The sequence below is a fragment of the Halomonas sp. KM-1 genome, assembly GCF_000246875.1.
GTDB classification, from domain to species: domain Bacteria; phylum Pseudomonadota; class Gammaproteobacteria; order Pseudomonadales; family Halomonadaceae; genus Halomonas; species Halomonas aerodenitrificans.
Genome location: NZ_BAEU01000053.1, coordinates 1 through 6,135, shown reverse-complemented (window position 1 = coordinate 6,135; position 6,135 = coordinate 1). Strand labels below are relative to the sequence as shown.

At 64.4% G+C, this 6,135-nt stretch carries 3 protein-coding genes and 1 pseudogene; 2 read left to right on the top strand and 2 right to left on the bottom strand.

The window, feature by feature from the left end:
* Positions 1-1,541, top strand: a pseudogene (locus B8115_RS23170) (type VI secretion system Vgr family protein); the annotation flags it as partial.
* Between the two features lie 1,089 nt (positions 1,542-2,630).
* Positions 2,631-3,482, top strand: a complete 852-nt coding sequence (locus B8115_RS05100; protein ID WP_010626681.1) for an ankyrin repeat domain-containing protein — start codon at positions 2,631-2,633, stop codon at positions 3,480-3,482.
* Between the two features lie 92 nt (positions 3,483-3,574).
* Here B8115_RS05100 and malG read toward each other — a convergent pair whose 3' ends face one another.
* A complete protein-coding gene (gene malG / locus B8115_RS05095) occupies positions 3,575-4,465 on the bottom strand; it encodes a maltose ABC transporter permease MalG (protein ID WP_010626680.1) in 891 nt (296 codons plus the stop codon).
* Between the two features lie 25 nt (positions 4,466-4,490).
* Positions 4,491-6,104, bottom strand: a complete 1,614-nt coding sequence (gene malF / locus B8115_RS05090) for a maltose ABC transporter permease MalF (protein ID WP_010626679.1) — start codon at positions 6,102-6,104, stop codon at positions 4,491-4,493.
* Between the last annotated feature and the right edge of the window lie 31 nt (positions 6,105-6,135).

The following is a 6,135-nucleotide window of genomic DNA, read 5'->3' as shown; positions in this document are numbered from 1 at the left end:
CCCGCGCCGCCCACCGCCTGGTGTTCGCCGATGCGCCCCAGGTGCTGAGCCACCTGGGCGAGCGCACCTACCACGGCCGCGCCGGGGGCACGCCACCGGCGCGTCACGTGCGCAAGCTCCAGCAGCACGCCCGGGTCGCTCCGGCCTCGGCCACGCTCAAGGACTACTCGTTCAAGAAACCTGGCTATTCGCAGCTACATCAGGCCCAACTGCACGATCTCGTCGGCGACCTCGAGACGCATGGGCAGCGTGGCGTCGTTGATACAGGGTACGAACACTTCGACTACCCCGGGCGCTACAAGGCCGACGCCTCCGGCCAGGCCTTCACCCGCATTCGCCTCGAAGCACTACGCCGTGGTGCCAATACCGCCGACGCCGAGAGCGACCTGCCCGAACTCGCCCCGGGTACACGTTTCACCCTTACCGACCATGACCTCGACGACCTCAACCGCGACTGGCAGGTGCTCGGCGTCATTCACCACGGCAAGCAGCACCAGGCGCTGGAAGAGGACGGCTTCGTTCAGAGCGGCGGCCAGAGCGATGGGCAAGGGAGTGATGGCCTGCAGGGTCGGGCAGGCTCGGAAGCCATGACCAAGTACCACAACGAACTGGTGCTCATGCCCGCCGACCAGGCCTGGCGCCCCGAGCCCAATCCCCGGCCCCGAGTCGACGGCCCTCAGATCGCCTTCGTCGTTGGTCCTGAAGGTGAAGAGATCTATTGCGACGAACACGGCCGGGTCAAGGTGCAGTTCCCCTGGGACCGCTATGCCGAGCCGAATACCGCCGGAGCTGAAGGCGAAGCCGCTGTAAACGGTGCCAGCGCCTGGCTGAGGGTGAGTCAGGACTGGGCCGGCGGCGGCTACGGCAGCATGGCGATTCCGAGGATTGGCCATGAAGTAATCGTCAGCTACCTGGAGGGCGACCCCGATCAACCGCTGATCACCGGGCGGATCTACAACGCCGTCAGCACACCGCCCTACGAACTGCCGGCGAACAAGACCCGTACCGTCATCCGCACCCAGAGTCACCAAGGCGAAGGCTTCAACGAACTGCGCCTGGAGGACGAAGCCGGTCAGGAGCAGATCTGGCTCCACGCCCAGAAAGACCTGGAACTGCTGACCCACAACGACCGCACCGAAGAGATCGGCAACGACAGCCACCTCACCGTGCACCGCAACCGCATCAGCGAGATCCACGCCGACGACCACCTCACCGTGTGTGGCCAGCGCCACCTCAAGGTCGACGGCAACGACCACCTCATCGTCGGTACCACGCGCCACGAAAAGACCGCCCGCGCTCAGCTCGTCGAAGCCGGCCAGGAGATTCACCACAAGGCCGGCAGCAAGACCGTGATCGACGCCGGCGCCGAGATCACCCTCAAGGCCGGCGGCAGCTTCCTCAAGCTCGACCCCAGCGGCATCACCATCGTCGGCGCCCAGGTCAAGATCAACTCCGGTGGCAGCCCCGGCTCGGGGAGTGGGCAGGGGGCAGCGGCGGCGCTGTTGCCGGGTGTTGCCACGCCGGAAGCAAGCGAGGACGTGACGCTCAAGTCCAGCGGTGAGCCGCTCATGGGCGGCTTCATGGCGGCGGCCATGGCCATCGCCGCCACGACACAGGACGAAGCCGAATCAGACGCGAGCGAAGACACGACCGACTCGAGCGTAGACGACCTGGTGGAAGCCAGGCGCCAGAAGGCGGCACGCTGGCAGTGTCGCCAAGGCCAGATCGCCGCTGCCAGAACCCGGCTCGATACCATGCCGCCGGGTGGCCCCCGCGATACCCTGGCCGCCACCACCGAGCGCTTCGAGCGCAACAACGTCGCCGTGGAACACGCCCGGCTGGCACAGCATGTCTACGACCCCAGCCAGCCCGTGCCGGTGGGCTGGGGAGATAGCAGCCAGGATGCAGAGCTATTGGAAGACTTAGGATTAAGCAACTCTTACTTGCACCCCGGAGACAGCTCCTTCAGAGGCGGACTGTATCTTCCTGACCCAGATGTCTTTGGAAATGCCATGACACCGGCAATAGGCTTTAGGGGCACGGACTTCTCGAACCGGGAAGATATCCGCAACAATATCGCCCAAGGTCTCAATCTTCATTCCGATTATTACGAAAGAGCAGTCAACCTGTCGCAACGTCTTGCACGTAGTGACGCAAGAATCACTTTTGTAGGGCATTCGCTTGGCGGTGGTTTGGTCTCTGCTGCCTCACGCGCAAGCGGCCTGCCCGCAACGACATTTAACTCCGCCGGTTTGCATCCCAATACCGTGGAACGCTATGGCGGCACGCTGCATCAGCCAAAGCCCGAGAATATCCAGGCTTTCCGCGTCGCGGGGGAAATACTCACACTGCTGCAGGAGCGGCGGCTGAGTTCCATGCTCGCCGCGGCCGGGGTTGGCGCGGCACTGGGCGGTGGCACCGGTGCCCTTGCCGGAGCCGCCGGCAGCGCCCTGCTGGCCACGCTGATGCCGGATGCGGTGGGCACGCCCTATCGGCTGCCCGGCCGGGGCATCAATCCAGTCGAGCGGCACAGCATGGTGCAAGTCATCGAGGGGCTGGAAGCCCAGAAGTCGATGGATCAGGGTATCCTGGCCGAAGCCACGGGACATCACTGCACGTAGGGAGACACCATGCAGTCCAAGCCACAGCGCGCTTTTCACTTGCGCTATCGATCATTACTGTTGCTGGTACTGTTCTTCCTTGCCAGCGGCTGCCAGCCAACCCAGGGATTGACCATGTCACGTACTCACACTGCCGACGAGCTCTTCACCGGCCCACATCTCGAACTGGCCAGAGCCATCGAAAGCAATGATATGGCGGCGCTGCGCCACGGAGCCGAGGGCGTCGACCTGACCGCTCGGGGCGAGCAGCAGATGACTCTGATGTGGTTCGCCCTGCTTCAGCAGAATCCCGATGCCGTGCGCACCCTGGTCGAGCTGGGCGTTCACCCCAGTGAAAGTCCCTTGGAAGGCATGCCAGCGAGAACTCCCTTGGGGGCGGCCCTCATGAGCGATAACACGCAATACCTAGAGGCCATGCTAGATGGTGGCCTTTCTCCCAATGACGGTGCCGATGAGAACGACACTGCCTTACTCAACAAAGCGGTCATTTCCGGCACTCTAGATCATGTCAAATTATTGGTTGAGCGCGGCGCCGACATTAATTACAGATCAGGAAACGGAAGGCACTCCAGTGCATTTGATGAAAGCACGCTAGGCACCAAGCCTGAGATCGCGATTTACTTACTCGAGCAAGGCGCCGAGCCCAACCTTCGCCTAGAGAATGGAGTGACGACTGCTTGGGGGGTACATGACAGGCTACAGCGCTTGCCTCCTGGTGACATTCGTCAGGGTCTGGAAGCCGTGCGCGACATGATGATCGAGCGCGGCGTCGAATTTCCCCCGCCCTCTCCCGTCAAGGTTCGCGAGCAGATGCGCGCCGAGGGGCTGACACCCCGCGTGCCGCCCGGTCACGACCGGTAGGGTAGACATGGTCGGAAAAACAACGCCCGCCGGCTTGGCCGTGCGGGCGCACTCCTCTCGCGGTGATACAAGCCACCATCCTGAGCAGGCCTCTAGCCCTTCACGCCCCCCGCCGTGAGCCCGCCGATGATCCAGCGCTGGCAGATCAGGAAGGCCACGGTGATCGGCAGGCCGGAGAGCACCGCCGCCGCAGCGAAGTTGCCCCAGCGCTGGTTGTGGTCGGCCAGGTACTGCTGGGCGCCGACGGCCAGGGTCAGCTTGTGTTCGTCGACCAGCAGCACCGAGGCCATGGGGTACTCCATGATGCTCATGACGAAGGCGAGGATGAACACCACCATCAGGATCGGCAGCGACAGCGGCAGCAGGATGTAGCGGAACGCCTGCCAGGTGCTGGCGCCGTCGACCATGGCGGCCTCCTCCAGCGAGCCGTCGATGGATTCGAAGTAGCCCTTGATGGTCCAGATGTGCAGCGCCACCGCCCCCAGCGAGGCGACGATCAACGCGCCATGGGTGTTGATGCCGAGCCAGCCGACGAACTGCCCCAGGCGGTCGAACAGGGCGTAGAGCGCTACCAGCGAGAGCACTGCCGGGAACATCTGGAAGATCAGCATGCTCTTGAGGATCGGCCCCTTGCCGGCGAAGCGCATGCGGGCGAAGGCGTAGGCGCTGGTGGTGGAGAGCAGCACGATCAGCAACGACGACACCAGCGCCACCTTGACCGAGTTCCACAGCCACAGCAGCACCGGAAACGGCGGCTGCACCACCGTGCCGTCGGCGCGCTCCCAGGGGATGCCCAGCGCCAGCGCCCAGTGCTCCAGCGAGAAGTTCTCGGGAATCAGGCTGCCGGTGGCGAAATTGCCCTCGCGAAACGAAATCGAGATCACCAGCAGCAGCGGGAACAGGATCAGCGTGAGAAAGCCGATCAGGGCGAGATGCGCCGCCAGCTTGCGCCAGCGCAGGGAACGCGGTTGTACCATGGCCATGAGAGTTCTCCTGTGACCTTGCGAATCAGACCCTGACCTTGGCCAGGCGCAGGTTGAGCAGCGCCAGCCCCGCCACCAGCAGGAAGATCAGCGTGGCGATGGCGGCGGCCAGGCCGAAGTTCTGTCCGGCGTCCTGGAAGGCGATGCGGTAGGTGTAGCTGACCAGCAGGTCGGTGGTGCCCGCCGGGGTGCTGGCGCCGAGAATGTCGGGGTTGCCTCCGGTGAGCAGCGCGATCAGCACGAAGTTGTTGAAGTTGAAGGCGAAGCAGGCGATCAGCAGCGGCGTGAGGGGCTTGATGATCAGCGGCAGGGTGATCTGGAACAGGTTGGTCAGCGGACCGCCGCCGTCCACCGCCGAGGCCTCGTAGAGATCCCTGGGGATCGATTGGATCAGCCCCATGCACAGCAGCAGCATGTAGGGGTAGCCGAGCCAGGTGTTGACGATCAGAAGCATGCTGCGGGCGAGCCAGGGGTCGGTGAACCAGTCGGGGCGTACGCCAAACAGGGCGTCGAGGATCAGGTTTATCTCGCCGAAGTGCTGATTGAACATGCCCTTGAAGATCAGGATCGAAATGAACGCCGGCACCGCGTAGGGCAGGATCAGCAGGGTGCGGTAGAGCGCCTTGCCGCGTAGTTGGTCCCACTGCAGCAGCGAGGCGAGCACGAAGCCGACGATCAGGGTGAAGACGACGGTGAGGCCGGCGAAAGCGAAGGTCCAGACGAAGATCTGAATGAAGGGGCCACGGATGTCCGGGTCGAGGAAGATCCGCGCGTAGTTGTCCAGGCCCACCGCCACCGGCCAGCCCGGGGTGATGCGCTCCCCGTCTTCGGTGACGAAGAAGCCTGTCTCACTATCGGCGGTCAGCAGGAGATCGTCTCGGCGGTCGTACAGGCTGCCGTCGTCGCGGGCCTCATAGCGGTCAAGCATGGGCGCGTAGTGGCGCAACCCGGCCATGCGCAGCTCCAGCCCTTCAGGCGTCGCCAACACCAGATTCTGCAGCGCAGCGCGATAGGCGATCACCTCGCGCATGGATAGTGGCTCGCCCACCGGCTCTCCCTCGGCGGGCTGAATGGCGACATGACGACGCTCGCCCTCCTGCAGCGACAGCGGCCTGGAGACGAAACGCGAGACGCCCTCGAGTGCCTCCTCGAGTTCGGCTTCCGCTTCACCGGTCGTACTCGGCGCCCCTTCCCGCTCCAGATAGAGCCGCACGCCTTCGTCGCTCGAATGGAGCTGAAAGCCGAAGGTAGCGCTCTCCTCCTGATAGGTACGCGCCAGAAGCTGAGCACGCACCCGCTCCTCGCTGAGCAGGTTGCTGGAGCTGTAGTTGCTGAAGCTGATGCCGACGGTGTAGAGCAGCGGAAAGATGACGAACAGCACCATGCTGGCCACGGCGGGAAAGATGTAGCGGTGGCTCATCAGGGTGCGGCGGGTGAAGACCACCCCCAGCGCGGCGCCGAGCACCAGGAACAGCATGGCAAAGATCGGCTGGCCGTTGAGGTGGAAGGCCAGCACCAGCCACAGCAGGGCCAGGACCAGCGCTGCCACCAGGCCGCGCAGTGCCCAGCGGGTGTAGCGCTCGGCGGGATAGCGGGAGCGATGGCGCGGCAGCCCCCGGGAAGCATTGACGGTGTACATGGGTAGCGTCCTGGGCCGGGCCGGCGGCGCC

Excerpts from the sequence above, each read along its gene's own strand:
- malF (WP_010626679.1), bottom strand. The coding sequence starts at position 6,104 with ATGTACACCGTCAATGCTTCCCGGGGGCTGCCGCGCCATCGCTCCCGC.
- malG (WP_010626680.1), bottom strand. The coding sequence starts at position 4,465 with ATGGCCATGGTACAACCGCGTTCCCTGCGCTGGCGCAAGCTGGCGGCG.
- B8115_RS05100 (WP_010626681.1), top strand. The coding sequence starts at position 2,631 with ATGCAGTCCAAGCCACAGCGCGCTTTTCACTTGCGCTATCGATCATTA.